Raw genomic sequence first — 22,982 nt, forward strand, 5'->3', positions numbered from 1 at the left:
TGAACAATTGCTAAAAATTAGGCGAGTTCCTTCGTGCCATTTGACATGGGACGCTTGTGAAAAATTACTTTTCTGGTTGCTGTATGCACGCCTCTGTATTCAACATCACCCGGATTACCAATACATGAAGCCTCGACGCAAATACTATCTACGATCGGTTTACTTACAGGCATAATTTTTCCTCTTGCCTTAGCTTGATATTTCCCACAAAGTTGGTGGATGCTATTTATAGCAAACTACAAAAAACCTTGTGACATCCTTCTGAAAAATCTGCGTCTGCTTCCTCAAAGTCGATATTTCTCAATGCTAAATGGGTAATTTTTTGCTAATCTTGCCGCAACATTCCCGAAGCTTTCGTCAGTTCCCAAAAGACGCCCCGTAGAACCAACAACCTCCGCAGCCATCGCCGCTAAACTTGTTCCGGTGGCGATATCTAGAACAAGCTTGCCCGATCGCACTTTTGTCAATTCTACTAACCGAGTTGCAGCCTGTTTGTGAAATTCATTCTCGTAGTCGGGGCGGTTGTTGAAGCCCTTGGAAGTCTGCCGTTTGTAGGCACTTAGCGAGTCAGTCATGCCGAATTACTGGTTTAACTTTCTACATTGTGGCAGTTATGGTCGATCGCGACTCTCGTCGGAGGTGACATCAGTCAGCAATCTCTACAATGCCCGCAAATGTATGCAAAACCGCTACCGAGTATCAACTCTCCGGCAACAAACACCCGCCCAATTGGGATCGCGAAGCTGTAATCCGCTACAATCTGTGTTTGGTAAAGAATTTTTACAAGTTCACAGCCCATTACAGCCTTTGCGGCTTGTACTACCCAACCTGCCTGAAAATATGGATTTTGCTACTCTTGCTGCCCAGCTAAATGCTGGAACTATCTTGCCAGAGGGAATTGTCATCATCACCCTCTTGGTGGTTCTCGTCGGCGATTTAATCGTAGGCCGCAGTTCCTCGGGTTGGACTCCCTACGTTGCCGTTGCGGGTTTGTTGGCCGCCGTCGCTGCCTTGTGTTTGCAGTGGGATAACGTTGATACCATCTCGTTTCTGGGCGGTTTTAACAGCGATGCCTTGAGTTTAGTGTTTCGTGGCATTATCGCTTTGACTGCGGCTGTCACTATTTTGATATCCGTCCGCTATGTACTGCAAACTGGTACGGCTTTAGCGGAATTCATCGGCATTTTACTAACCGCTACTTTGGGGGGAATGTTCCTCAGCGGCGCTGATGAATTGGTGATGATTTTTATTTCGTTGGAAACTCTGAGTATCTCGTCTTATTTGCTGACGGGTTACACAAAACGCGACCCGCGTTCCAATGAAGCTGCTTTGAAATATTTGTTAATTGGGGCTTCTTCTTCGGCGGTGTTTCTCTACGGGATTTCGCTGCTGTACGGGTTGTCGGGCGGCGAAACTCAGTTAAGTGCGATCGCGGCTAACCTTTCTACTGTGAATGATGGTCAATCCCTCGGTTTGGTGATTGCTTTGGTTTTTGCGATCGCCGGAATCGCTTTCAAAATCTCTGCGGTTCCCTTTCACCAGTGGACTCCTGACGTTTATGAAGGTTCTCCTACACCCGTTGTTGCCTTTCTTTCTGTCGGTTCCAAAGCAGCCGGTTTTGCCCTAGCAATCCGCTTGCTAACAACTGCTTTCCCCGCACTTATCGAACAGTGGCACTTCGTGTTCACGGCTTTAGCCATTCTCAGCATGGTGTTAGGAAATGTGGTTGCCCTCGCCCAGACTAGCATGAAGCGGCTTTTGGCTTATTCGTCGATCGCCCAAGCCGGTTTTGTGATGCTGGGTTTGATTGCAGGAACAGAAGCCGGTTACTCCAGCATGATATTTTATCTGTTGGTTTACCTGTTTATGAACTTGGGTGCTTTCGCTTGCATCATCCTGTTCTCCCTGCGGACTGGAACCGACCAAATTAGCGAATACTCCGGTTTGTACCAAAAAGACCCGCTGTTAACTTTAGCCTTAAGTATTTGCCTGCTTTCTCTGGGTGGAATTCCGCCCCTGGCTGGATTTTTCGGCAAAATATATCTGTTCTGGGCCGGCTGGCAAGCAGGACTTTACGGCTTAGTTATTCTGGGATTAATTACCAGCGTAGTTTCGATTTACTACTACATCCGCGTTGTCAAGATGATGGTAGTAAAAGAACCTCAAGAAATGTCAGACGCGGTAAAAAATTATCCCGAAGTTCGCTGGAATCTTCAGGGAATGCGGCCTTTGCAGGTCAGCGTTGTACTCACCTTGGTTGCGACAACATTGGCGGGAATTTTGTCTAACCCTTTGTTTAATTTGGCTAATGATGCTGTTACCAAAACTCCCATGTTGCAGTCGGCATTGAGTCATGTGCAACCTGTTGTGGGTGCGAAACTTGAATCTAATTGGGTGTCTCGCCGGGATTAATTTTTCCGGGTTTTGAAATAGTGGAAAACGCCTGACTCTTTGCGGTTGGGCGTTTCTTTTTTGTTGTGATATACTATTAATTATGATTTTTGACCGCAGATGTAGGCAGATCAACGCAGATTAACGCAGATTAAAGTTAGTACAGAGGCAACAATGTTAGTACAAAGTAAGGAAAAGTTTTATACTCCAGATGAGTACCGGGAGTTAGAGGAAACTGCTGAGTTTAGAAATGAATACCGCGATGGAGAAATTGTACAAATGAGTGGTGGTAGTATTAATCACAGCCGGATTATCCGAAATTTGAGTAGAGTCTTGGGAAATTTGCTTGAGGGGCAGCCCTATGAGCTTTTTCACAACGATTTGCGGTTGTGGATTCCTCGGTATCGACGGGGAACTTACCCGGATGTGATGGTGATTGAAGGGGAGCCAGTTTTTACCGAGGGACGCAGTGATGAGATCCTCAATCCGATGCTCATCGTGGAAGTGCTTTCTAAGTCTACCAAAGATTTTAATCGAGAGGATAAGTTTCGGTTTTATCGATCTATCCCTGAATTCTGTGAATATGTGTTAGTCCATCAATCTGAGTTTTTAGTCGCACAATATATTAAAACCGAATCGAATGAATGGTTATTTCGGGAATATGAGGGAGAGACAGCAACAGTTTCTTTTGCTTCCTTGGGAGTGCAAATGTCGATGAGCGAGATTTATGCAAAAGTGGTATTTGAAACCTCTGAAGCAGAAGTACAATAATCTAATTAATTGGTAGGTTTCTGCAAATCCCCGACTGCTGAATAAAATTCATTGGCGATCGAGATTGTAACCAAGAATTAGGGTATTTACTTGGTTTATTCCAGAGTTTCACAAGTTAAATTAAGAGTAAAATTAGATGAATGTAATTTGGTTACTGTTAAAGGCTTCTTGGTTAAATGTTTCCATTGCCATACTCACAGGCTTAATCAGCGGCGGTTGCAGCGCTATGTTAATTTCCCTAATTAACCGTGCAATCAGTGACAATTCCAATGGTAATTTAGTCTGGTATTTTGCGGGATTAGCAATCTTGGCTCTTTTGAGTGGCTTTGTCTCCCAATTTTTGTTAATCTACCTTTCTCAAGAAGCTGTTTACAATCTGCGTCTGAGTTTGAGCCGTGGCATTTTGTCTACTCCTTTGCGGAATTTGGAAGAGTTGGGCGCTAACCGCTTGCTGGCAACTCTGACTGATGATGTGGGAACGCTTTCTAATACTATATTTTTGATTCCTTTTCTTTGTGTTGATATCGCCGTTGTCGTGGGCTGCTTAACTTATTTAAGCACGATTTCTGGGACGGTTTTTGTTGTTGTCTTTGGTTTTCTGGTGCTGACGATTGGCACGGTGCAGTTGTTGCTCAGCAAAATGCGGAAATTCTTCGATTTAGCCAGAGAAGAACAAGATATATTGTTTAAGCATTTTCGCAGTATTACTGATGGAATTAAGGAACTAAAACTGCATTCCTTGCGCCGCCAAGAGTTTTTTACGGAACAATTGCAGGTGAGTGCTGATGCTTCCCGCGATTATAACGTGACTGCTTTGAATACTGGTGCAGTTGCGATGGGAGTTGGGCAGTTGCTGTTTTTTATGCTGATGGGTTTGTTGTTATTTTTTTTACCCAAATTTGTGCCGATTTCTACTCCGGTTTTGTCAGCTTACATTCTGACAAGTACCTATTTGATGTCTCCGTTTAACAATATTTTGCAAAGGTTGCCGGCGCTTTTTCGTGCTAATACTTCGGTGGAAAAGATAGAGAGAATGGGATTGGCTTTGGCGAGTCAATCTGAGATGAATTCAACGGTTAAACCGTTTCAAAATGCTGAGTGGGAGACACTGGAGTTAAATCGAGTAATTCACAGCTATCCGGGAGAAAAAGAAGACAGCAATTTTAGTTTGGGCGAGCTGAATTTGAAGTTTCATCCGGGTCAATTGGTGTTTATAATTGGCGGTAATGGCAGCGGGAAGTCTACTTTAGCTAAGTTGATCACTGGTTTGTACATTCCTGAATCGGGAGAAATTATCCTAGATGGCCAGCCCATTACTGAGGAAAATCGAGAGTGGTACAGGCAGCATTTTTCTGCTATTTTTTCAGATTTCTATCTGTTTGAAAGGCTTTTGGGGATGACTAATCACGATTTGGATAAGCAGGCGGCTGAATATTTGCGAGAGTTTCATTTGGAAAATAAGGTTCAGGTGAAGGATGGAGTTTTGTCAACTACGGCTTTGTCTCAGGGACAGCGAAAGCGGCTGGCTTTGCTGACGGCGTATTTGGAAGATAGACCGATTTATTTGTTTGATGAATGGGCTTCTGATCAAGATCCGTTTTTCCGGGATATTTTTTACAAGCAGTTGCTACCGGAGTTGAAGCGGCGGGGGAAAACGGTGTTTGTGATTAGTCACGACGATCGCTATTTTGATTTAGCCGATCGCGCAATTAAACTAGATTACGGTAAAGTAGAGTATGACCGATAAAATGGATAACTACCGAATTGTCGAAACTTTGACCGAAAGCCAGGTTTCCGACTTGATGGATTTGTACAAAAACGAGTTTTGGAGCGACAAGCGGACGCGGGAGGATGTTGTGAAAATGCTGGCGGCGACTGATGTTATCATTGGTTTTGTCGATGAGAGCGATTCCCTGCGGGATAGCTACGCTTCACGACTAATTGGCATTACCCGCGTCATCACCGATTTTGTCTACAGAGCGATGATTTTTGATGTCATTGTCAAGCCGACGCACAGAAAGATGGGACTGGGTGCGAAGTTGATGGATGCAGTTTTAAATCATCCAGAATTGCAAGCTGTCGAGAACTTTGCTCTTAATTGTTTGCCAAACATGATGCCGTTTTACGAGCGTTGGGGTTTCACAGATGATGTGGGCGAAATTAAGTTTATGCGGCGAACAGCAGGCTGAACTCAGCCCTTTGAAAGCCCCAATCTTTCTAGAATTACGTCTTCTTTGAAACCTACTAAAACAGCCGTTCCATCTTTAACGAAAAGAGGACGTTTCAGCAGCATCGCATCCTTTGCAAAAGCCTCTACCCACTCTTCGCTAGTCCAATTATTCTTGTGCTCGCCCAAAGCGCGGTAAGATTGACCGGAAGTATTTCGCATGGGTTGAAAACCCACAGCAGCTACCCAGCTTTGAATTGTTTCGCGAGTCGGCGGCTGTTCTTTTGTGTTAATGAACTCGTAATTAACATCGCTATCTTTGAGCCACTGGAAAGCTTTTTTGCAGGTGCCGCAGTTCGGTATTCCGTAAACTTGAATTGACATAATAATGACTGTTGACTGTTGACTGTGGACTGTTGACTGTTGCCTAATAACAACTAGCAAATGACTACTGACTAATGACTACTGACTAATGACTACTGACTAATGACTACTGACTAATCTAGCTTGTTGAACCCATTTTTGCACGCGATCGACTGAAGGAGTCAAGTCATTGCGCTGCATTGTCGCTACGTGCAGCCTTAAAACTTGTTGGTGCAATCTCTCCACGGGCATTTGAGCCAATTGAGCCGGAGAAGCAACGCCGGCGTGCAGTAACAGCCCGCAATACTGACACCCTACACTTGGAATTCGAGCCAAATTTGCCATCGCTACCCATTTATTAATATATTGAATGTTAATCTGTAATTGATTGGCTAGCAACACTTTCGCCGCTTGCGTTTTCGTCAGGCGAATTAGTTGTCCGGTTGTGGTGATGCTGCACTCTTCCAGTTGAGATTGGTTTTCCTTGCTCAATCCCGGTAAATGTGCGATCGGCCAGTCGCGTACTTGCACAGAAGTTTGAGGAGTTTTGTGAGAAATTTTCATGTTTTTTCACTTAATTTTACTTATACTTTAAAGTCTCATATATCAAACAGTCAATAGAGGCGATCGCTCATGTCACAAAATCAACCACAACCAAACAAACGAATTTGGCTGGTGGCGGCTGTTGCCGCCTTGCTGCTAATTGTCGGTGGAGTAGCACTTTCAGCCTTTTTGTCCTCGCGCCCAGACAGCATCCCGGCCCAAGAAAAGCAGGATGATGATGACGACAAAGACGATAAAAAAGACAGCAAGCAAGACGATAGCCAGAAAGAAGATAAAGATTAGACTTTGTGAAAAATGGCTGCTAATTTTGAAGTCTGGACTTTATTTATTTAATGCCAAGAATTGAATGACTGAAGTCCTTACTGCAAACCCAAGTCTAAATAATCGGTTTTTACCCATGAAAATTACAAACAGCGATAAATTGTTAGCAAATAGTTTACACCAACGGCGGCAAAAACTGGCCGGTTTAATTAATTTTCCGGTAATTTTATGGTCGGGGCGCAGCATTCCTCGCAATTATCCGGCACTTACTTATCCCTTTCGTGCCAGTAGTCACTTTCTATATTTTGCTGGTTTGCCCTTAGAAAATGCTGCCATTCGCTTAGAATCGGGGAAATTAGAATTGTTCTTAGATGACGCACCTGCTAGCAGCACTCTTTGGCACGGAGAAATGCCGAAAAGAGCAGAAATTGCCGAAATAATTGGGGCTGATGCTGCTTTTCCAATGGCCGAATTGAAAGCGCGATCTACAAATGCAGCAACAATAGCCGTTCAGGATTCTTGGACTCAGTTGCAACAGTCTCAAATTCTCGCTCGCCCTCTGGCATCGCCGAAATCGCCAACAGGAATCGACCTAGAATTAACCAAGGCAATTATATCTCTGCGCCTGAGCCACGATGCAGCCAGTTTGGTCGAATTGCGTCAAGCTGCGGCTGTTACTGTAGAAGCTCACAAAGCGGGGATGGCGGCAACTCGAAATGCTCAAATTGAAGCAGGGGTGCGCGCTGCAATGGAAAGTGTCATCATCTCAGAAAACATGACCTATGCCTATCCCAGTATAGTTACAGTACACGGGGAAGTTCTGCACAGCGAACATTATCACAATCCCCTACAAACCGGAGATTTGTTGTTAGCAGATGTTGGTGCGGAAACATCAACGGGATGGGCGGCTGATGTGACTCGCACTTGGCCGGTTTCTGGCAAGTTTTCTCCGACTCAAAGAGCGATTTATGATGTAGTTTTGGCAGCACACGATGCTTGTATTGATAAAGTTAGTCCGGGCGTGGAATATCAAGATATTCATTTGTTAGCTGCTCGGATTATGGCGGAAGGATTGGTTGATTTAGGGATTTTGCGGGGGAATGTTGAAGATTTGGTAGAAATGGATGCTCACGCGCTATTTTTTGTACATGGTATCGGGCATTTAATTGGTTTAGATGTTCACGATATGGAAGATTTAGGAGATTTGGCGGGCTATCAAGAAGGAAGAACAAGAAGCAGTCGGTTTGGGTTGGGATTTTTGCGGCTGAATCGAGTTTTGCGTCCGGGAATGCTAGTATCGATCGAACCGGGATTTTATCAAGTTCCGGCAATCTTAAATAACCCCGAAAATCGTGCCAAATATGAAGATTTCGTAAACTGGGACGAGTTGGAAAAATTTGCCGATGTGCGGGGGATACGCATAGAAGATGATATACTTGTCAGCGAAAAGGGGAGAGAAGTTTTGACAGGCAAATTGCCGACCCAAGCTCCGCAGATTGAGGAGTTAGTTGCAGTAACTAAGTAAGTATAGCCGAGTTCGATCGCACATAGGCAGTTCCATTAAAGGTGAAAATAAATAAATAAAGATGAAGAAAGGTTGGCAAACAAGTCTTTTGATATTAGTTAAAAAAGTGATCTCGCAAGTCAGAAAATTCGCAGCAATAATACTTCCACGCAGTGTTCGTAAACCTATATCCTCGCGGCCTCCGATGCAAGCTGCACCTTTGCCCAGCAACGAAGAAGAGAGGCTAGAAGCACTTCACCGCTACAACATTCTCGACACAGAAGCCGAAGCAGCTTTTGATGACCTAACAGCTTTAGCATCTTATATTTGTGGCACTCCGATTGCTTTAGTAAGCTTAATAGATTCTAACCGACAGTGGTTTAAATCCAAAGTTGGTCTGGAAGCGCCCGAAACTCCGAGAGAGTTAGCTTTTTGCGCCCACGCTATTTTAAATCCCAACGAATTGCTAGTTGTACCCAATGCTCTAGATGACGATCGCTTTGTCGGCAATCCGCTAGTAACTTCCGATCCAAATATTCGGTTTTATGCTGGAGCCCCGCTAGTAACTCCTGACGGTTATCCGATCGGCACTTTGTGCGCGATAGATACAGTTCCTCGTAATCTCACCCCACAACAGCTAGAAGCGCTGCGGACTTTAGGACGGCAAATTATCAACCACATGGAGTTGCGAATAAATATAACTAAATTAAAGCGCGCACAGATCAAGAACAAACAAGTAGAAGAAAAACTCCGTTCTACAGACGAGCAAATTGTCAATTTTTTAGAAGGAATGAGCGATGCTTTTTTTGCTTTCGACACCCAGTGGCGATTTACTTACGTCAATTACAAAGGATCGCAATTTTTGAAGCGATCGCAGGAAGAACTTTATGGTAAAAATTTTTGGGAAGAGTTTCCCGAATTCGTGAATTCTGATTTTTATAAAGAGTATCATGAAGCTGTAGCTAAACAAATTGGAGTTGCTTTTGAAAAATATTATCGTCCCTTAAAAGTGTGGTTGGAAGTCAGGGTTTTCCCTTCTCATGACGGCATTTCTGTGTTTTTTCATGATATAACTAAGCGCAGGCAGATGGAATCTGCACTCAGAAAAGAACAGAAAAAAACTGAAAGTTTACTGCTAAATATTTTGCCAGAACCGATCGTCGATCGGTTGAAGCACGAACCGGGGGTGATTGCAGACAAGTTTGAAAGAGCAACAATTCTTTTTGCTGATTTGGTGAATTTTACCCAAATTTCTACCACCATGTCCGCAACTAAATTAGTGTACTTGCTGAATGAAATTTTCTCAGCTTTTGACCAACTGAGTGAGAAGCACGGCTTAGAAAAAATCAAGACGATCGGGGATGCTTACATGGTAGCAGCCGGTATTCCCATTGAACGCCCAGACCACGCAGAGGCGATCGCCGAAATGGCGCTGGATATGCTAGCAGCAATTAAGGAATTAAATGTGAAGCTAGACGCGAAATTTGACCTCCGCATCGGGATTAATAGCGGCCCGGTGGTAGCGGGGGTAATCGGCACTAAAAAATTCATTTACGATTTGTGGGGAAATGCGGTAAATACAGCCAGCCGTATGGAATCTCACGGCATAACAGGTCGCATTCAAGTCAGTCACTATACTTATGACTTACTGCAGGATAAATATGAATTTGAAGATCGTGGCGAGATCGAGATTAAAGGTAAAGGGGAAATGCGGACTTATTTGCTGACGGGCAGGAAAATAGCAAGCGATCTGAAAATCTCAGCGTAAATAAAACTAAGACTTGAAAGTACCTGATTGTTGAGGGAAACTCCCCAGGCTGCGATCGATCGCCTCGAAGGCGCGATCGTCCGCTCGGCAGAACGGCTGCTGCAGATCAACCAAATAAGATTATGCTAGAGACAGAGATATCGGAGCAATCCTAGGCGCGGTACTCGACATTATATAAATACTAAGTTGAAGTCGTCGGAGCCTTTAATAATGGTTCAATTTCATATTCAAACCGATAGCGATATTCCAGCATCCACCCAACTATTCAATCAAATCAGGTTTGCGATCGCCTCGCGACAATTTCCGCCCGGACACCGCTTGCCCAGCACCAGACAGCTAGCCATGCAGACGGGTTTGCACCGCAACACCATCAGCAAAGTATACCGCCAGCTCGAAAATACCGGACTCGTAGAAGCCCAAGCAGGATCGGGCATTTACGTCCGCGCTCAAGGCAACGAAGTTGTAGGCAACAAACTCAAATCTCCGATCCTCGAAGAATATCCCCTTGCCAACAAAATAGTACAAGGAAGTATCGATCAACTGCTGGAACAGGGCTGTACCCTCAACCAAGCGAGGGAATTATTTTTGGCCGAAATTGACTGGCGGCTCAGGTGCAGCGCCCGCGTGGTCGTCACAGCCCCCACAGAAGACATCGGCGTGGGTGAACTGATGGCGAAAGAACTAGAACAAGCTCTCCGCATTCCCATACAGTTAGTGCCGATGGAACAGCTAGGTACTTTTTTGGATCAAATCTCTTCGGGAACTGTGATCACGAGTCGATATTTTATCGGAGAAGCAGAATCGATTTCGGCACCGCGTTCGGTGCGAGTTATTCCCGTAGACATCTATGACTACAGCCAGGAAATCCAGCTAGTCGGGAGTTTGCCGAAAGACAGTTATTTGGGTCTCGTTAGCCTGAGTCCGGGAATGCTGCGATCGACCGAAGTCATCATCCACAGCATCCGGGGAGAGGATTTGCTGGTGATGACGGCCTTGGTGTCAGACGAGTACAAGATTAACTCGATCGTGCGATCGGCCAGAACAATTTTTTGCGACCAACCGAGTTTTGCTACAGTAAAAGCTGCCATCAATGCGGCTAGAGAAGATATTATTCGTCCTCCGCAACTGATATGCTCCGAAAATTACATCGGATCTAAGTCGATTAATTTGCTCAAGCGTGAGTTGGGCTTGGGGTAAGTCAGTTGACAGTTGACAGTTGACAGTTGACAGTTGACAGTTGACAGTTGACAGTTGACAGTTGACAGTTAGCAGTTAGCAGTTGACGGTTGACCGTTGACCGTTTGCAGTTGATAGTTGTTGTTCTAATTTCCAATCACCAATTCTCAATTACCAATTACCAATTACCAATTACCAATTATCCATGACAATTGAAATCCAACCTTCAATTAATGTTAAAACGGCGATCGAAAGCCGGCGGGCCGCGCGCAGCTTTCAACCCGATCCGATTCCCCCAGCAATCTTGGCAGAGATTTTGCGATTGGGAGTGCGATCGCCCTCTGGTTACAACTTGCAGCCTTGGCGGTTTATCGTACTTCAAAACGCAGCCAGCAAAGAAAAATTAAAAGCTTGCGCCTTCGATCAGCGCCAAGTGGTAGAAGCCCCAGTAGTATTAATCTGTTGTGGCGATCGGCGCGCCGCCAGACCCGAAAACACCGAAGCCGTCATCGAATTGGGCAAAACCACAGGCGCAATGAATGACAATTTAGCAGGTTATATGCGACAAGCAATCCCGCAATTGTTCGAGAACCGTCCCTGCTTCGAGTCCCTAGAAGCTTGGACAAACAGACATACAATGCTCGCAGTAGCCCACTTAATGATTGCAGCTAAAAGTTTTGGGGTAGACAGTTGTCCGATGGAAGGTTTTGTCAGCGCTAAGGTGAAAGAAGCCTTTCAAATTCCCGAAGAAGTAGATGTTTGCTGTTTGCTGCCGCTTGGTTATGCAGCAGCACCTTTGAAACAATATGGCGGGCGTTTTGACGTGACTCAAGTTTATTACAGCGAAAGTTATGGACAGGCTTTGCAAGCTGAGATTTGAGAGTTAAGATTTTGAGAGTTAAGATTTGAGAGCTGAGAGTTGAAGGAGTCGGTACAAGTTCAAACCAATCGGAAATACCGACGATTTCGCAATCCGAAATCTAAAATCTAAAATCTAAAATTTCAAGTGGTGAGATCAGACAGAGGAGAAAATATGACAGCAGCAACGATCCAAAGCAACGCCCAAATTCTCGAAGTAAAATTGCAGCAGCACTTGCAAGCAGCCGGATTTAAAAACTTACCGCTTTATATTAGTTGTGATTTTCGAGATGAATCTTTAACGGTTGTGGGAGAACACCCGCGCAGTTTAGTTCTCAAAGCCAAACCGACTTTTGCGGTGCTAGAAGCAGCAATTCTCGAAATAGAACCAGAATCTATTCAACAGATTGGACTTTGCCTAAAAATTACCGGGCAAAAACAGCCTTATGCTTTCCATTCTTTTACCATGCACCACCCTGTTTTGTCAAGACCAAAAACAGTGCTGTTGTTCAAAAAAACCGAGAATCTCCCTGCTGAAGAAACGGGGATAGTCTTAACAGAAAATGTGGCCGAGACGGCGGATGTAGAGGAGGAGATACCCTTAGAAACGGATGATAAAGATGCGTGGGATGAAGAATATTTCCCCAATTTGTCGGAGAGTTCCAGCAATTCCGATCCGATCGCCTTTAGGGTAGCTGCAATCCCGGCAGATATTGGAGACAATCCCTTCAATCCGCTGGATATGGAAGCGGTAACAGTTCCCCAAAAACCCAAGCATTCACCTTTTGCGATGCTGGCTGCTGCAGGAATGGTCAGTGTCGCCGCGCTAGTTTTGGCCGGCGGTTATTATATGCTGAGCCGGCCCTGCGTCATCGGAGGATGTAGTGCATTAGCTAATGCCAAACAGTTGAGCGAGAATTCGACGAAGACGCTGAAAACGTCAAAAGTTGCCAACAGCCCCCAAGAAGCGCAGAAACAGTTAAAACAGGCGATCGCCCTTTTGGAACCGATTCCCTCATGGTCAATTCATCGCGGTGAAGCTCAAAACGCTCTGGAAAGCTACCGTTCGCAAAATCAGAATTTAAACTCTGCGATCGATGCAGCGCGCCTCGCACAGTCAGCAGCCCAGAAAACCCAAAATCCGCCTTATTCTGCCGAGGACGGGCAGGAAGCGCAAGCTCTGTGGCAAAGTGCGATCGCCGAACTCGGAGAAATCCCCAAAGACAGCCCAGTTTATCCCTTTGCTCAGAGAAAGACAAAAGAATACCGGAAGAATGTAGCAACAGGAAATCGGCAGTTAAGCACAGAGAAAAAAGCCGAAAAAACGCTGCTCGCGGCCAAAAATACAGCCCAAATAGCAGAAGCTCGCGAAGCCGTAGCTCAGACAGCCGAGACTTGGGCTCAAGTGCAATCAGGTTGGGAAGAAGCCCTCGTAATCCTATCAGAAATTCCCACGGGCACGACATCTTACCAACAAGCTAAACTGCTAGTTCCCAAATACGAAACCAAACTTTCAGAAGCTCGCGAGCGCAAAAATGTCGAAGGAATTTCGGAAAATGCGTATACTCAAGCTGTGACTTTAGCAGCGGAAGCTCAAATTTTTGAGGGCAAAAACGCCTGGTTTAAAGCATCAGAATCCTGGCGAAGAGCTTTGAGTTACGCGGAGCAAGTGCCGGCGGCAACTGCCTATTCTCAGAAAGCCCAACCGCTGATAGCTTCCTACAAAACTTCATTGCAGCAAGCAGAAGTAAGGTTGCAGGAAGAAAGGAACCTGCAAAAAGCCCGCACTGATTTAGATAGAACTTGCAAAGGCAACCCCAAGATTTGCGACTATACTGTTAGCAAAGGTTTGATTGCCGTGCAGATGACTCCAGGTTACGTGCAGAAGCTGCAACAAACCTTCATCCAAGCAAACAACAACAATGCTGTGAAGACTCGCCAAGCTGTAGAAAACCACGTTCAAACATTGCAAAAAGCTTTGGAGGCGATCGCCGAAAATGCCAAAATCCCGATGCAGGTGTACGATGGCGAAGGCAAGCGGATTGGGAGTCACGAACCGAAGTAGTTGTAGTTGTAGGGTGCGTGAGGGCGAAAAATTTGTCAGAGCGATCGCAATATTTACACTCACGCATCGCCAGCAATTTCACCGGGGGTCAATCCAGCTTGAAAAACTTGTTTCGCCGTCAAATTCAACTCAGGAAAAGTGGGCGACTCTATTGTCTCATCTCCCCGAAATAGACTAACTTCATACTCACCATCAACCAACTGATAAATCGAAATAGTCGGTTGCTTGGGATTCCCGATAAACCTACGGCCGCCCAAACCGAGATGATCCACAATCCAATATTCAGGAATCCCGATTAGTTCGTATTCGCCTACTTTTTTGATGTAGTCATCTTGCCAATTCGTGCTAACGACTTCAACAACAAGCGGAATTGATGCCCCTTGAGTCACAGTGGAGAAATTTTCCCACAGAGGTTCTGATGCTAAATTGGTTTCATTTAAGATCAGAATATCAGGTAAATAAGCTGACTCATTTTCCAGTGGCTTAACTAATGCTTGTTTAGGGATGAAGTATGGAAGGTTTAATCGATCGAATTGCGCGGTCAATTTTCTGGCTGAAAAACCGACAACTTTTTCATGCTTTCCTAATGGCTGTGACATTTCAACAATCTCTCCATTGTGCAGTTCATAACGTCCGTTTTCTGGCTTCCATTCCGCAAATTCTTCAAAAGTTAGCGTTTTAGTTGCTGTTTGAATCATGGTTATTCTCCTTAGTGATGGCTAGGGCGGGCTAGAAGCCCACCCCACAAGATAACTCACTCTTTGTGGAACAGGCATCTTGCCTGTTCATAAAAATACTGCCACATACAAGTTCCTACCTACATTATATTATCAATTCCCAATGCCCAATGCCCAATGCCCAATTCCCAATTCCCAATTAGCATTTGATCAATTGTGCATCTTGATTGAAAAACTTCCGGGACAATCCCTCAGTCAACAGCAGAGTTGCGATTACAGTTGCCAGCGCTAACACAAACATAATCAAAATCTGGTAAGATGCTGCATCGAGAGGACTGACACCGCTCAACATTTGACCTGTCATCATTCCGGGTAAAGTCACGATTCCTACCACCGTCATTGTATTTAAGAGGGGGATTAATCCAGCTTTGATGGCATCTTTGCGGTATTGTTTGACTGCTTGCTGCGGCGTCGAACCTAAACTTAAATGGGTTTCTATTTCTAAGTGGCTGCTATTAACTGTACTCACAAGTCTTTCGCCCGCGATCGCCCCGGAATTCATGGCATTGCCCAATATCATACCCGCTAAAGGAATCAGGTATTGCGGTTCGTACCAAGGGTCAGGTTGCAAAATTAGCAAGTTTGTATAGGCAAGAGTCAAGGCCGTACTGATAAAAATTGAACCCCAAACTAAGGGCAGTAAGTTCTTGATTTTTTTGCTGATGCGGTTGCTGGCAACCATGCTAGCAGTTGTCAGCATGATTGCTAAAACTGCTAAAACCAGCCAAGGATTTTTCCCCTCCGGGTCAAATACGACAGCGAGCACGTACCCGACTAAGATTAGCTGGATCAGGGTGCGCCCCGCCGCGATCGCGATCGCCCCCTCCAGCCCCAATCCCTGCCACGCCGAAAGCCCGATCGCGATCGCCACCATCCCCAAAGCCCAACCCAAATCTGTAAAATCTAGCTCAATTAACACCGGCCCACCCTTTAGATAACGTGATTGTTTGCCTGTCCAAATATAAGATATTTGAATAAACGTTTCAGGGAAACAGTTTTGCTGCAAGAATTTGCTTTGATAATGCTTGAAATTTATGGTGTGAAGAGTGAATAATGTTCCCCCCCTCGACTTAACCCGCCAATACGCGCAGATTGGCGACGAGATAACCGCTGCGGTGCAAAAAGTGCTTGCCTCTGGCGGCTACGTAGGCGGCCCGGCCGTGAAGAGTTTTGAACGAGAGTTCGCCGACTACACTGGAGTTTCCGAGTGCGTTGGCTGCAACTCCGGCACTGATGCGCTGATTTTGGCTTTGCGAGCTCTCAAAATTGGCCCTGGCGATGAAGTGATTACCACTCCTTTTACCTTTTTTGCTTCGGCTGAGACAATTAGCGCCGTCGGTGCAACTCCGGTGTTTGTCGATATTGACAGCGAGACTTTTAATCTGGATGTCGAACTCCTCGAAGCGGCAATTACCGACAAAACCAAGGCAATTATGCCCGTCCACATCTTCGGCCAACCGGTAGACATGACTCGGCTGATGGAAATTGCGACTCGACACAATTTAGCCGTAATTGAAGATTGCGCCCAGTCTGTCGGGGCCGAGTGGCAGTCTCGAAAAGTCGGCAGCATCGGCCATGTCGGCTGCTTCAGTTTTTATCCGACCAAAAATTTAGGCGCTTGCGGTGACGGTGGCGCGGTGACGACAAACGATCCAGCCCTCGCAGCAGAAATGCGAATGCTCAAAGAACACGGACAGTCTTCTAGGTATTTCTACGAAGAAATCGGCTACAACAGCCGTTTAGATGCCCTGCAAGCGGTGATTCTCAGCATTAAATTGCGGTATCTCGACAGTTGGAACGCCCAGCGACGGGAGAAAGCGGCACTTTACAGCGAATTTCTCTCGCGCGTGCCCGGAGTTGCCGTCCCCAAAGAATTGCCGTTCGCAAAAGGAGTTTGGAATCAATACACGATCCGGCTGACAAGTCCAGAAGACGGGCAAAATCTCTCTGGCGATTTTCGAGATTGGATGCGGGCTCAGTTGCAGGAATGCGGCATCGGTTCGATGGTTTACTATCCGTTACCTTTGCACCTGCAACCTGTTTACAAATCTTTGGGTTATCAAGCAGGTCAGTTGCCAAAGGCTGAGCAAGTTTGTCGCGAAGTCTTGTCTTTGCCGATGTTCCCGGAACTGTCGAGGGATCAACAAGAGCGGACGATTTATGGTCTGAAAGATTGCTTGGCAAAGGCCGATCGCATCCGGTAGCTGTGGCGCGATGGCATCAGTGAGGGAAATGCAGGAGGAGAAAAAAATTGCAGGGTTGCATTGCTGTGAGAATGTGCAGCGTTCAGGGAGAGCTGTTAAGTATTTTGACCGATCACTTGTACTTTTATGTACTATATTTAATGAAAAGAAACAAATTTAGGCTAGCAATCCGCCTCGCACGGGTGCATTTTCCGCTCGCCTAAACCTTGCAGTGCGATCGGTCAATGATGAAGAAGGAAGTTCGGCAACGGATTCTGTAACGGATGTAACGGATGTAACGGATGTAACGGATGTCAGGAAGAGGAAAGAGGGAAGAGGGAAGAAGGAAGAATAATTAATGTTTTAACTTTGAATTTTCGACTTTCAATCCCCGATGCTTTTATGCCCGATGGCCGATGGCCGATGGTCGATGGCCGATGGCCGATGCCCAATTCTCAATTTAACCTGTAATTTTCAGAAGATAAGAGGAAAATAAACGAGTGCCTCAGTATCAATTCACTCAGGCTAGACGCTACGATCCACAAGCGATCGCTCAGTATTACCGCAAACGTCCTTGGAAAGCAATTTGGCGCGCAATTACCGTTATTTGGTCTTTTGCAGGCTTTGTGCTGGGGATGCTGTGGGACAGTTGGCAGCATGAAGTCGCAGCACACCAGCCGGAACGGGCCACCCACCTGCGACAAATACTTACTCGCTTGGGCCCCACTTTCATTAAAGTCGGCCAAGCCCTTTCTACCAGACCGGATTTGATCCGCAAAGACTTTCTCGAAGAATTGATCAAACTTCAGGATCAATTGCCGCCGTTTGACTCGGTGCGCGCTTTCGAGATTATTGAAGCGGAACTCGATCGCCAAATTAGCGAAACCTACAGCGAAATCTCCCCCGAACCTGTCGCCGCGGCAAGTCTCGGTCAAGTCTACCGAGCTCGCCTCCTCACCGGGGAAGCAGTAGCAGTCAAGGTTCAGCGACCGAATTTGCTGCCAGTCTTGAGCCTTGACCTTTACTTAATGCGCTGGGCGGCTGGATGGTTGGGCCCCTTGCTGCCGCTGAATCTCGGTCACGACCTTTGTTTAATAGTCGATGAATTCGGTATCAAATTGTTCGAGGAAATTGATTATATCAATGAAGGACGCAACGCCGAGAAATTTGCTACAAATTTTGCCGACGACCCGACAGTAAAAGTTCCGAGCATTTACTGGCGTTATACTTCAAATTGCGTTCTCACTCTCGAATGGATTGACGGCATCAAGCTGACAGATATGGCAAGTGTTAAAGCCGCAGGTTTGGATACCGATAGTTTAATTGAAGTCGGAGTCCGTAGCGGTTTGCGGCAGTTGCTGGAACACGGATTTTTTCACGCTGACCCCCATCCGGGAAATCTGTTTGCCTTAGCGGACGGCCGCATGGCTTACATTGATTTTGGGATGATGGATCAGATGGAAGAAACAACTAAAGAAACTTTGGTTGATTCTGTCGTTCATTTGATCAACAAAGATTACTTACAGTTAGCCAAGGATTTTGTCAAACTTGGCTTTTTGACGCCAGATACAGATATTATGCCGATCGTCCCGGCGTTGGAATCTGTACTGGGTGATATTGTCGGCGAAAAGGTGTCAGATTTTAACTTCAAGACGATTACAGACCAGTTTTCGGAGTTGATGTACGATTATCCTTTCCGAGTGCCGGCGAAATTTGCCTTAATTATTCGCTCTCTGGTGACAGAAGAAGGTTTGGCCCTGACGCTGAATCCGAATTTCAAGATAGTCGAGGTGGCGTATCCTTATGTAGCACGGCGTTTGTTGAACGGAGAATCTCCGGCACTGCGGCGGCGTCTGATTGAGGTATTATTCAAAGATGGCAAATTCCAGTGGAACAGGTTAGAGGACATGATCGCGATCGCCCGATCCGATCGCAGTTTCGACTTGCTCCCCACAGCACAACTAGGCTTGCAATTTTTGCTGTCCGAGGAAGGGTCGTTTTTGAGACGCCAGCTAATGTTAGCTTTGATTGAGGACGATCGAATCCACACCGAAGAAGTTGGCAGCCTGTGGAACTTAGTCAAGGAAGACTTGCAGCCCAGTCGCCTATTCAACGTTGCTCTAGGCGCTTTGACGGAGTTTTCCACAGCAGGAGCAGCCGCGCTAACTCGATTTTAGTCATTAGTCATTGGTCATTAGTCATTAGTCATTGGTTATTTATTGGTTGTTAGTTGTTGGTTCTAATAACTAATTCCCCATACCCAATGCCCAATGCCCTGTTTGGCCAATGCCCCATGCCCAATTCCCCATTTCCTATTACCCAAATTAAGGAATTATTCGTGTATTATTTTCCAGAACCTCCCTATTTTTTAATGTCGGCTGGATTACTAGCAGGTATGGCCTCCGGCGTAGCATTTGAAGCAACTCTCAAACAATCCGTACAACAGTGGTCTAAAAATCGTTCTACTCGCACCTTGGCTAACCTGCCAAGGCTGCAATTGGTCATACCTTTTCTGGGAATGGCTGGCGGTATTTGCGTATTTTTAGCTTCGGGGATGGAGATTTTTGGCTTCCCCAAACTACTTTGTTATGCCCTAGCTTTGCCACTGACGGTACTGACTGGCTGGCTAGTTTGGACTCAGCTAGGTAAGCTTTTGATCGAGTTAGAACGCGGAGGTTCCCAAGCGCTGGATTTAGATTCTTTTGAACAATGAAAGTTAACTATCAACCTCTTTTGTGAGAAGCAAAGGGGTTGATAGTTATCTAAGATTATCCTAACTTGAGGCTTTTTGAACCGCAGAGAACGCAGAGAACGCAGAGGAAGAGAAAGAAGAAGATGACAACTTAGGCAATAATTTGTGTAATTTTTTTAAATCTAAAATCTAAAATCTAAAATCTAAAATCTAATGAGTATTGTTATTGTTACGGGTGCGGCGGGATTTATTGGCTCTAACTTAGTAGAAACTCTTTTAAATCGAGGGGACACTGTGATCGGTGTTGATGAGTTCAACGATTATTACGATCCGGAGATCAAGCGCAAGAATATTGCACGATTTGAAAAGTATCCTGGTTTTGAATTGGTGGAAGGCGATATTGTGTCTCTAAATTGGCGATCGCTTTTATCCGATGCTAAGGTAATATTTCATCAGGCGGCGCAAGCGGGAGTTCGTGCTAGCTGGGGCGACGGTTTTCGCAGCTATACCGATCGCAATATTAACAGCACTCAAGTATTATTAGAAGCAGCCAAAAATGCGCCAAAATTGAAAAAGTTTGTCTATGCTTCTTCTTCTTCTATTTACGGCAATGCTGAATCTTTTCCCACGAATGAAAACGCTTGTCCGCAGCCGGTTTCTCCCTACGGAATTACGAAATTAGCCGGTGAACGTTTGTGCGGACTTTATTACAAAAATTTTGGTCTTCCGACTACTTCGCTGCGCTATTTTACCGTTTACGGGCCCAGACAGCGCCCCGATATGGCTTTTCACAAGTTTTTTAAGTCGATTTTGTTTGACGAGGCAATTTCAATTTTCGGCGACGGATTGCAAACGCGGGATTTTACGTTTATCAGCGATTGCGTGGCGGCGAATTTAGCGGCGGCTGAGGTTGCGGAAGCTGCGGGGGAAGTTTTTAATATTGGTGGGGGAAGTCGGGTAGTTTTAAAAGAAGTTATTGATACAATACAAAGGATTGTCGATCGACCTATTCGGATAGATTTTACCGAAGCTGCGAGGGGAGACGCGCGGCACACTAGCGCGGATGTGTCTAAAGCCCAGAAAATCTTAGGTTATCAGCCGCAGGTTGCTTTAGAAGAAGGTTTAAGGCGCGAATGGGAGTGGATTCAGTCTGTGTACGGTTAGAGTACAGTTAGATGCTATCTATCCCAGAAATTCCGCAACTTAAATTGAACATTGTTGATTTTTTGAATTCGCCAACTTGTGAGATTTCTCTGCCAGCGAAATGCTGCGATTATATCATTATTTTTTAGGAAAAATCGCACTTTTTGTGAGTAGTAATGGCTTCGATAATTTTATTCAAAACTTTTTTAGAATCAGTCATTGTACTTAGCCAATAACTGCCTGAATGTAGCCGATGATAATAACTTAAATTACTCACAGCATACAAGCTGGCGCCACTTTTTAACCACAAATAATTGAAAGCGGCGACATCGGAAGCTTGCACGCAAATATCTTGATTATCCTCGGCACAATCCAGGTATTTCTGTACATTGACGAAGTAGTTTCCATCATTAATAAAATTGCGAAATAATTTAGGATTGGGATTATTTAGAATTAATTCTCGTGCTTTTTCAAGATTGATTTCTGTATCAGAAAATAATTTAAAGTTAAAGTAGGGATTTGCGGATGTCGGACAGTAAATTAGGTTGGGATTCCATGCAGTTATGTGGTAGAGTCTATCGACATAAGTTTCGCTCAAGGCATTGTCAGAGTCAAGAATAATTGCCCACTCATTTTTGCAGTGGGAAATCGCCATAATTTTGCTTTTATACGCACCAAAATTTTGCTCACCTCTGCGGATAGAAATCTTAGGTGACAAGTTTGCTATATTTGCTTGCATCCTAGAAAACTCTTCGGGAGAGGAAGCATCATCGTAAATAATAATATCATCAATCCGATCGTCATACAAAGCATTGCACAATGCCCCTACAACCAAACTAGAACGGTTAAAATGGGTAATAGCTAGAGATATTTTACTTCTGTTGGCCACAGACGGACGCCGAATTGAAGTTAAGCGAACGCCTAGAAGGCTTGTCCGCAAGTCCATCATAATTTTGTAATACTGTTGGTAAACTTTATTTTCGAGTTGTAAACTGCGAATTTTTCTGCCAGCTTTTCGGAAAATATTCATTTCTGTATTTGCCAATCTATACCTAAAGTTGATATTTTTTTGCCTGACAAAGGTTTTGGCATTTCTGTATCCGCGCACTAGCAAACTTGGGGATGTGAGTTTGGGGCATTTTTCCGGCGACTTCAAATAACGGTAATGCAGAAATACATCTCGGTAGGGAATCTCCACATCTTCACCAGCACACAATCGAGTAAACTTTGCAGCCGAAATACTCATGTAATGCAAATAAGTCAACCGTCGCCCTTTGTCATATAGAACATAATCTATCACATCAAATTGAGAAGACCAATGATTCCCCGTCACCTGTTCGGGTTGAGTATATGCAAAGTTGTAAAAAGATATTTTGCTGCGGGCAACTAAATAGTTAAGTAAAGATTGGTCAGCGCCCCGCAAAGACATAATTTCCGCTTCTCCTGATGTTAATTTTTCTATAAATTGAGAAGCATTATTTCGACTAAAAACCCCTATTTTTGACGCAAACCAACCCGCACAAAAAGTATGAGATTGCAGTTCCTCCAAGTTTAAAACTTGAGGTAATTTGGGGGAGGAAAAATCAAATATATAATTGAGGTCGGATTTGTATTGAAAATCGTTTGCTACCCAATCAAAATCATCGAGTTTTTGATAAATGTAATCTAGAGAACCCATTAACAGAGTGTCTGCGTCAAAATAGATGAATTTATCAAAAGGGCCGTCGAAACAACATAATTTTCGGTGCATCTCCAAACATTGAACAGGTTTCAAACCTTTAGATTGCCAAACTGTTTGAGCTTTTGCATGAGTTTTCCAAACTAGAGTCGCAAAGTCTTCCCAGAAATGGAGGGAATCGGTATTTTCAAACAGGGTGACATGAGGACGAGTTGCAATTTCTACTTGCACTTTTTTCATCCTGTCATCGTAGGGAATGATGCAAATAGGAATATTTTTTGCCCCGTTGACTTCGAGGCTGTTTAATAAAGCGACTAAGTGGTCGAAAACAACATCGTTTGCCAGAATATAAATGCCGTCAGCCATAGTTTTTTAGTTAATAAGTAACCCAGCGCATATATATTGCTTTTTAGGTGCGGGCAAGATGCCCACACCACAAGAAATAAAATTTATTGATTGTGGAACAGGCATCTTGCCTGTTCTTCAAAGCTTGTTGGCTGTCAGAAAAACGCCAAAATTTATGAATTGTGGAACAGGCATCTTGCCTGTTCTTCAAAGCTTGTTGGCTGTCAGAAAAACCCCCGAATTTATGAATTGTGGAACAGGCATCTTGCCTGTTCTTCAAAGCTTGTTGGCTGTCAGAAAAACCCCCGAATTTATG

23 protein-coding genes are annotated in these 22,982 nt (G+C 44.8%); 15 read left to right on the forward strand and 8 right to left on the reverse strand.

The genetic code is table 11. From position 1 onward, the window contains the following. Positions 1 to 17 precede the first annotated feature (17 nt). Positions 18 to 173, reverse strand: a complete 156-nt coding sequence (locus tag QUB11_RS14350) for a hypothetical protein (protein WP_333200805.1) — start codon at positions 171 to 173, stop codon at positions 18 to 20. 111 nt (positions 174 to 284) lie between these two features. Beyond that, entirely contained in the window at positions 285 to 575 is a 291-nt protein-coding gene (locus QUB11_RS14355; RefSeq protein WP_333200802.1) for a hypothetical protein, read from the reverse strand. Between the two features lie 265 nt (positions 576 to 840). On the opposite strand from QUB11_RS14355, the gene QUB11_RS14360 reads away from it, so the two are divergent. From QUB11_RS14360 to QUB11_RS14375, 4 genes are all read left to right on the forward strand, one after another. Then, positions 841 to 2,412 carry an NAD(P)H-quinone oxidoreductase subunit N gene (locus QUB11_RS14360; protein WP_333200940.1) on the forward strand — a complete coding sequence of 524 codons (1,572 nt, stop codon included), beginning with the start codon at positions 841 to 843 and terminating at the stop codon, positions 2,410 to 2,412. 153 nt (positions 2,413 to 2,565) lie between these two features. Beyond that, the gene (locus tag QUB11_RS14365) at positions 2,566 to 3,162 is read left to right on the forward strand and encodes a Uma2 family endonuclease (protein ID WP_333200801.1); all 597 of its coding nucleotides are present in this window, start codon (positions 2,566 to 2,568) and stop codon (positions 3,160 to 3,162) included. Between the two features lie 136 nt (positions 3,163 to 3,298). Continuing rightward, on the forward strand, positions 3,299 to 4,909 hold the full coding sequence (locus QUB11_RS14370; protein ID WP_333200799.1) for a cyclic peptide export ABC transporter: 1,611 nt from the start codon (positions 3,299 to 3,301) through the stop codon (positions 4,907 to 4,909). Further along, positions 4,899 to 5,351, forward strand: a complete 453-nt coding sequence (locus QUB11_RS14375) for a GNAT family N-acetyltransferase (RefSeq protein ID WP_333200797.1) — start codon at positions 4,899 to 4,901, stop codon at positions 5,349 to 5,351. The genes QUB11_RS14370 and QUB11_RS14375 overlap by 11 nt, the downstream gene beginning before the upstream one ends. Before the next feature lie 2 nt (positions 5,352 to 5,353). Here the strand turns inward: QUB11_RS14375 and QUB11_RS14380 are convergent, their stop codons facing one another. Beyond that, complete coding sequence (locus QUB11_RS14380; RefSeq protein ID WP_333200795.1) at positions 5,354 to 5,713, reverse strand: Spx/MgsR family RNA polymerase-binding regulatory protein; 360 nt, start codon at positions 5,711 to 5,713, stop codon at positions 5,354 to 5,356. A gap of 99 nt (positions 5,714 to 5,812) precedes the next feature. Beyond that, positions 5,813 to 6,256: a DUF4332 domain-containing protein gene (locus QUB11_RS14385; protein WP_333200793.1), complete on the reverse strand. Its 444-nt coding sequence runs from the start codon at positions 6,254 to 6,256 to the stop codon at positions 5,813 to 5,815. A gap of 69 nt (positions 6,257 to 6,325) precedes the next feature. Here QUB11_RS14385 and QUB11_RS14390 point away from each other — a divergent pair, with 69 nt between their 5' ends. The 6 genes from QUB11_RS14390 (at position 6,326) to QUB11_RS14415 (ending at position 13,888) form a co-directional block, all read left to right on the forward strand. Beyond that, positions 6,326 to 6,538, forward strand: coding sequence for a hypothetical protein (locus tag QUB11_RS14390; RefSeq protein ID WP_333200791.1), 213 nt, complete (start codon positions 6,326 to 6,328; stop codon positions 6,536 to 6,538). Between the two features lie 115 nt (positions 6,539 to 6,653). Next, positions 6,654 to 8,042, forward strand: coding sequence for an aminopeptidase P family protein (locus QUB11_RS14395; RefSeq protein WP_333200790.1), 1,389 nt, complete (start codon positions 6,654 to 6,656; stop codon positions 8,040 to 8,042). Between the two features lie 184 nt (positions 8,043 to 8,226). Then, positions 8,227 to 9,789: an adenylate/guanylate cyclase domain-containing protein gene (locus QUB11_RS14400; RefSeq protein WP_333200788.1), complete on the forward strand. Its 1,563-nt coding sequence runs from the start codon at positions 8,227 to 8,229 to the stop codon at positions 9,787 to 9,789. A 210-nt stretch (positions 9,790 to 9,999) separates the two neighbouring features. Next, the gene (locus QUB11_RS14405; protein ID WP_333200786.1) at positions 10,000 to 10,986 is read left to right on the forward strand and encodes a GntR family transcriptional regulator; all 987 of its coding nucleotides are present in this window, start codon (positions 10,000 to 10,002) and stop codon (positions 10,984 to 10,986) included. A gap of 184 nt (positions 10,987 to 11,170) precedes the next feature. Continuing rightward, positions 11,171 to 11,845 (forward strand): nitroreductase family protein, encoded by a 675-nt coding sequence (locus QUB11_RS14410; RefSeq protein WP_333154114.1) that lies wholly within the window; start codon positions 11,171 to 11,173, stop codon positions 11,843 to 11,845. Positions 11,846 to 11,998: 153 nt separating this feature from the next. Beyond that, entirely contained in the window at positions 11,999 to 13,888 is a 1,890-nt protein-coding gene (locus tag QUB11_RS14415; RefSeq protein ID WP_333200784.1) for a hypothetical protein, read from the forward strand. Positions 13,889 to 13,947: 59 nt separating this feature from the next. Here QUB11_RS14415 and QUB11_RS14420 read toward each other — a convergent pair whose 3' ends face one another. Both QUB11_RS14420 and QUB11_RS14425 read right to left on the reverse strand, forming a co-directional pair. After that, positions 13,948 to 14,586: a Uma2 family endonuclease gene (locus tag QUB11_RS14420; RefSeq protein ID WP_333200782.1), complete on the reverse strand. Its 639-nt coding sequence runs from the start codon at positions 14,584 to 14,586 to the stop codon at positions 13,948 to 13,950. A 178-nt stretch (positions 14,587 to 14,764) separates the two neighbouring features. Beyond that, positions 14,765 to 15,544: an ABC transporter permease gene (locus QUB11_RS14425; RefSeq protein ID WP_333200780.1), complete on the reverse strand. Its 780-nt coding sequence runs from the start codon at positions 15,542 to 15,544 to the stop codon at positions 14,765 to 14,767. A 127-nt stretch (positions 15,545 to 15,671) separates the two neighbouring features. Here QUB11_RS14425 and QUB11_RS14430 point away from each other — a divergent pair, with 127 nt between their 5' ends. From QUB11_RS14430 to QUB11_RS14450, 5 genes are all read left to right on the forward strand, one after another. Continuing rightward, entirely contained in the window at positions 15,672 to 16,829 is a 1,158-nt protein-coding gene (locus QUB11_RS14430; RefSeq protein WP_333200778.1) for a DegT/DnrJ/EryC1/StrS family aminotransferase, read from the forward strand. A gap of 211 nt (positions 16,830 to 17,040) precedes the next feature. After that, complete coding sequence (locus QUB11_RS14435; protein WP_333200776.1) at positions 17,041 to 17,163, forward strand: hypothetical protein; 123 nt, start codon at positions 17,041 to 17,043, stop codon at positions 17,161 to 17,163. A gap of 145 nt (positions 17,164 to 17,308) precedes the next feature. Then, positions 17,309 to 18,985 carry an AarF/ABC1/UbiB kinase family protein gene (locus QUB11_RS14440; protein ID WP_333200773.1) on the forward strand — a complete coding sequence of 559 codons (1,677 nt, stop codon included), beginning with the start codon at positions 17,309 to 17,311 and terminating at the stop codon, positions 18,983 to 18,985. A gap of 116 nt (positions 18,986 to 19,101) precedes the next feature. Next, positions 19,102 to 19,521 (forward strand): hypothetical protein, encoded by a 420-nt coding sequence (locus tag QUB11_RS14445; RefSeq protein ID WP_445300361.1) that lies wholly within the window; start codon positions 19,102 to 19,104, stop codon positions 19,519 to 19,521. A 192-nt stretch (positions 19,522 to 19,713) separates the two neighbouring features. After that, positions 19,714 to 20,664: an NAD-dependent epimerase/dehydratase family protein gene (locus QUB11_RS14450; RefSeq protein ID WP_333200771.1), complete on the forward strand. Its 951-nt coding sequence runs from the start codon at positions 19,714 to 19,716 to the stop codon at positions 20,662 to 20,664. Between the two features lie 124 nt (positions 20,665 to 20,788). Here QUB11_RS14450 and QUB11_RS14455 read toward each other — a convergent pair whose 3' ends face one another. Next, on the reverse strand, positions 20,789 to 22,687 hold the full coding sequence (locus tag QUB11_RS14455) for an Npun_R2821/Npun_R2822 family protein (RefSeq protein WP_333200769.1): 1,899 nt from the start codon (positions 22,685 to 22,687) through the stop codon (positions 20,789 to 20,791). Positions 22,688 to 22,730: 43 nt separating this feature from the next. Continuing rightward, positions 22,731 to 22,982: hypothetical protein (locus tag QUB11_RS14460; protein WP_333390945.1), on the reverse strand; the 252-nt coding region annotated here is incomplete at its 5' end.

The sequence above is a fragment of the Microcoleus sp. B6-A1 genome (assembly GCF_036705085.1).
Lineage (GTDB): Bacteria > Cyanobacteriota > Cyanobacteriia > Cyanobacteriales > Microcoleaceae > Microcoleus.